Annotated in this window: 3 rRNA genes; all 3 read left to right on the top strand. The window is 53.2% G+C overall.

The window, feature by feature from the left end:
* Window positions 1-152: 152 nt before the first annotated feature.
* Window positions 153-1,681, top strand: a 16S ribosomal RNA gene (locus Y696_RS13960).
* 74 nt (window positions 1,682-1,755) lie between these two features.
* Window positions 1,756-4,683 (top strand): 23S ribosomal RNA (locus tag Y696_RS13955).
* 33 nt (window positions 4,684-4,716) lie between these two features.
* Window positions 4,717-4,833: ribosomal RNA gene (rrf, locus tag Y696_RS13950) — 5S ribosomal RNA — on the top strand.
* Together the 16S, 23S and 5S rRNA genes form the textbook arrangement of a ribosomal RNA operon.
* Window positions 4,834-4,955: the final 122 nt, after the last annotated feature.

Raw genomic sequence — 4,955 nt, 5'->3', positions numbered from 1 at the left:
AGAGGAAACGAACCTGTAACTTGACAATAGGAAGTGGTACTGGTAGTATAGGAATTGCTGACGCGAAGTTAGCGTTAGCGGGAAAGACGAGCGAGAAGGAAGGGTCATTGAAAAATGGATAGCAATCCAGCGAGTTTCAAAAAAATGAGTCATGGATGGAGGGTTTGATCCTGGCTCAGGGTGAACGCTGGCGGCGTGCTTGACACATGCAAGTCGAACGGTATGTGGCAACACATAGAGTGGCGAACGGGTGAGTAACACGTGGGAACGTACCCTACGCAGGGGGATAACTGACCGAAAGGACAGCTAATACCGCATAAGACCGAAAGGTGAAAGGTGCAAATGCATCGGCGAAGGAGCGGCCCGCGGACCATCAGCTAGTTGGTGGGGTAAGAGCCTACCAAGGCGACGACGGTTAGCCGGCGTGAGAGCGTGGCCGGCCACAAGGACACTGAGATACGGGTCCTACTCCTACGGGAGGCAGCAGTGCGGAATTTTAGATAATGGAGGCAACTCTGATCTAGCGACGCCGCGTGCAGGAAGAAGGTCTTCGGATTGTAAACTGCTGTGGTAAGGGAAAAATGTCATGTAGAGTGGAAAGCTACATGGAGGGATGGTACTTTACTAGAAAGCCCCGGCTAACTACGTGCCAGCAGCCGCGGTAATACGTAGGGGGCGAGCGTTACCCGGAATCACTGGGCGTAAAGGGAGCGTAGGTGGCCTGACATGTCAACTGTGAAAACCCGGAGCTCAACTCCGGACTTGCAGTTGAAACTGCCAGGCTTGAGGACGGTAGAGGAAGACGGAACTGCCAGTGTAGGGGTAAAATCCTTAGATATTGGCAGGAACGCCGGTGACGAAGGTGGTTTTCTGGGCCGGTTCTGACACTGATGCTCGAAAGCCAGGGGAGCGAACGGGATTAGATACCCCGGTAGTCCTGGCCCTAAACGATGTTCACTAGGTGTGGGGAGCGGAAAGCTTTCCGTGCTAAAGCTAACGCGATAAGTGAACCGCCTGGGGAGTACGCCCGCAAGGGTGAAACTCAAAGGAATTGACGGGGGCCCGCACAAGCGGTGGAGCGTGTGGTTTAATTCGATGCTAAGCGAAGGACCTTACCAAGGTTTGACATGCTGATAGTAGTGAATTGAAAGAGGAACGACCACACTTTGTGTGGAGTCAGCACAGGTGGTGCACGGCCGTCGTCAGCTCGTGCCGTGAGGTGTTGGGTTAAGTCCCGCAACGAGCGCAACCCCTGCTCTTAGTTGCCAGCGGTAAGGCCGGGCACTCTAGGAGGACCGCCGCCGACGAGGCGGAGGAAGGGGGGGATGACGTCAGGTATCGTGCCCCTTATATCTTGGGCGACACACGCGCTACAATGGGTTGGACAGAAGGGACCGAGACAGCAATGTGGAGGAAATCCTCAAACCAACCCCCAGTTCAGATTGCAGGCTGCAACCCGCCTGCATGAAGCCGGAATCGCTAGTAATCGCAGATCAGCCAAGCTGCGGTGAATACGTTCCCGGGCCTTGTACACACCGCCCGTCAAGCCACCCGAGTTGGTAACACCTGAAGATGAGTATCCTAACCGAAAGGAGGGAGCTTGTTTAGGGTGGGATTGGCAAGGGGGGCTAAGTCGTAACAAGGTAGCCCTACCGGAAGGTGGGGCTGGATCACCTCCTTTCTAAGGAGTTTAACAGGATTGCTATCCATCTTTGAGTGAATTAAGAAGTAGAAGCGAGTCAAAGGAAGAAGGAAGGTAAAGGTATAAAGGGCTCACGGAGGATGCCTAGGTAGCGGGAGGCGAAGAAGGGCGTGGCCAGCTGCGAAAAGCCGCGTGTAGGTGCAAGCGACCATAGAAGCGCGGATGCCCGAATGGGGAAACCCACCAGGTAGAGATACTTGGTATCCTGAAAAGGAAGCGAACCTTGCGAACTGAAACATCTTAGTAGCGAGAGGAAAAGAAATCGAAGAGATTCCCTGAGTAGCGGCGAGCGAAACGGGAAGAGCCTAAACCTATATAGTGTAAGCGTACGGGCGTTGCTATATAGGGGTAGAGGGATATATACGGGTCTGACCGTACAGGGCCGGGAGAAGCCAAAGGCTAGTCGAACTATCTGGGAAGATAGACCGGAGAAGGTGAAAGTCCTGTAGGCGAAAGTTAGAGGCTATCCTTGTATATATCCCGAGTAGCGCGGGGCACGAGGAATCCCGCGTGAATCTAGGGAGACCACTCTCTAAGGCTAAATACTACCTGCTGACCGATAGCGAAAAAGTACCGTGAGGGAAAGGTGAAAAGCACCCCGGGAGGGGAGTGAAAGAGTACCTGAAACCGTGAGTCTACGATAAGTGGGAGCACGAAAGTGCGACCGCGTGCCTTTTGATTAATGAGCCTGCGAGTTACCGTAACTGGCGAGGTTAATCCGAGATAGGAGAAGCCGAAGGGAAACCGAGTCTTAACAGGGCGGAAGTCAGTTGCGATAGACCCGAAACCGGGTGAGCTATCCATGGGCAGGTTGAAGGTGGGGTAACACCCACTGGAGGACCGAACCAGTTAGCAGTAAAAAGCTATTGGATGACCTGTGGATAGGAGTGAAAAGCTAACCGAACTCGGTGATATCTGGTACTCCTCGAAACGTGTTTAAGCACGGCCTTGCATGGTTAGTGGAGGGGGTAGAGCACTGATTGGGCTAGGGGGGCGACCTCCAACCCCAGTCAAACTCCGAATACCTCTACTCAAAGTGCAGGAGACAGACTGCGAGCGATAAGGTCCGTAGTCGAGAGGGAAACAGCCCAGACCACCAGCTAAGGGCCCAGAGAGATAGCTAAGTGTTAAAGGAAGTGGAGAGTCAAAGACAGCTAGGATGTTGGCTTAGAAGCAGCCATCATTAAAAGAGTGCGTAACAGCTCACTAGTCGAGACTCACCGCGCCGAAGATGTAAGGGGGCTAAAGCTATCCTCCGAAGCTGTGGAACAGGAAACTGTTGGTAGAGGAGCATTGTGTTGTAGGGAGAAGGCAGACCCGTGAGGGCTGTTGGACGAGACACAAGAGAGAATGCAGGCATGAGTAAACGAAAGGAGAGTGAGAATCTCTCCCCCCGAAAGCCTAAGGGTACCTGGGGAAGGTTCGTCCGCCCAGGGTTAGTCGAGACCCTAAGGGGAACCCGAAAGGGGTAACCGATGGGAAACCGGTTAATATTCCGGTACTGGCGTAGCATGAGTTTTGGGGTGTGACACAGGAGGATAGGCGTTGCGTACTAGTTGCATAGTGCGTCCAAGTTTCAAGTCCGAAGATCGCGGCAGGGAAATCCACCGCGGGAGGGTGAGGGACGAATGGGAGTTCCTTCGGGAGCAACAACGTTGAGTTCACACTGTCTAGAAAAGCATCGCAAAGCGTTTGAGTGCTAAGCCAATCGTTCTGAAAACCGACACAGGTAGGCAAGCTGAGAAGGCTAAGGGGAGCGGGATAACTCCTGTTAAGGAACTAGGCAAATTAGCCCCGTAACTTAGGGAGAAGGGGTACTCTGGTTGGTTAAGAGCTGACTGGAGTCGCAGTGACAAGGCAGCGGCGACTGTTTACCAAAAACACAGGGCTCTGCGAATTCGAGAAGAAGACGTATAGGGTCTGACGCCTGCCCAGTGCTGGAAGGTTAAGGGGAAAGGTTAGCGTAAGCGAAGCTTTGAACCGAAGCCCCAGTAAACGGCGGCCGTAACTATAACGGTCCTAAGGTAGCGAAATTCCTTGTCGGGTAAGTTCCGACCTGCACGAATGGCGTAACGATCGCTGCACTGTCTCAACAGGAGACCCGGTGAAATTTCAGTCTGGGTGAAGATGCCCAGGACTCGCAACTAGACGGAAAGACCCCATGGAGCTTTACTGTAGCTTGGTATTGTGCTTTGTTGTATGGTGTACAGGATAGGTAGGAGGCGTAGAACCCGGTTCGCCAGGATCGGGGGAGCCAACGGTGGGATACTACCCTCTATACAACGGAGTACTAACTTGAGAGTGTGGAGAGCACAACAAGGACATTGCTAAGTGGGCAGTTTGACTGGGGCGGTCGCCTCCAAAAGAGTAACGGAGGCGCGCTAAGGTTGGCTCAGGTTGGTTGGAAATCAACCATAGAGTGTAAGGGCAAAAGCCAGCTTGACTGTGAGACTGACAGGTCGAACAGGAGGGAAACCTGGCCCTAGTGACCCTGCGGCCCTGAGTGGAAAGGCCGTTGATCAACGGATAAAAGCTACCCTGGGGATAACAGGCTTATACTGCCCGAGAGTTCATATCGACGGCAGTGTTTGGCACCTCGATGTCGGCTCATCGCATCCTGGGGCTGGAGCAGGTCCCAAGGGTTAGGCTGTTCGCCTATTAAAGCGGTACGTGAGCTGGGTTCAGAACGTCGTGAGACAGTTCGGTCCCTATCTGTTGCGAGCGTAGGAGACTTGAGAAGGGTAGCCCCTAGTACGAGAGGACCGGGGTTAGTGAACCTCTAGTGAATCAGTTGTCGTGCAAGCGGCAGTAGCTGAGTAGCTACGTTCATGAGTGATAACCGCTGACAGCATCTAAGCGGGAAGCACGCTTCAAGACTAGGTCTCTCAGGATCGTTCGAGAAGAGGACGTAGATAGGCTGGAGATGTAAGCACTGTGAAGTGTTCAGTCGACCAGTACTAATAATCCGATTCCTTTACCTTAATTCCCTATGTACTCTTGAGTGAGCAGATATTCTGGGTGAAGATACCGGGGCGGGAAACACCCGGCTCCATACCGAACCCGGCAGTTAAGCCGTCTCGGGCCGATGGTAGTATGTGGGCAACTGCATGCGAGAGTAGGTATCGCCCAGATGTTATACAAGAGGAGAGTCTTTTTGACTCTCCTTTTTGTTTTGGTACAGAACCGTGGTCGGTGGTAGCAGGTCGGGGGTTCGCAAGAGCAAGTAAAACTGGTTGGCCGTTGAGCGGTTCTC

Origin of the sequence: Mesotoga sp. H07pep.5.4 (assembly GCF_003664935.1) — a bacterium.
Classification (GTDB): domain Bacteria; phylum Thermotogota; class Thermotogae; order Petrotogales; family Kosmotogaceae; genus Mesotoga; species Mesotoga prima.
The sequence above is the reverse complement of the archived record's forward strand: the minus strand, read 5'-3'. Positions and strand labels throughout refer to the sequence as shown.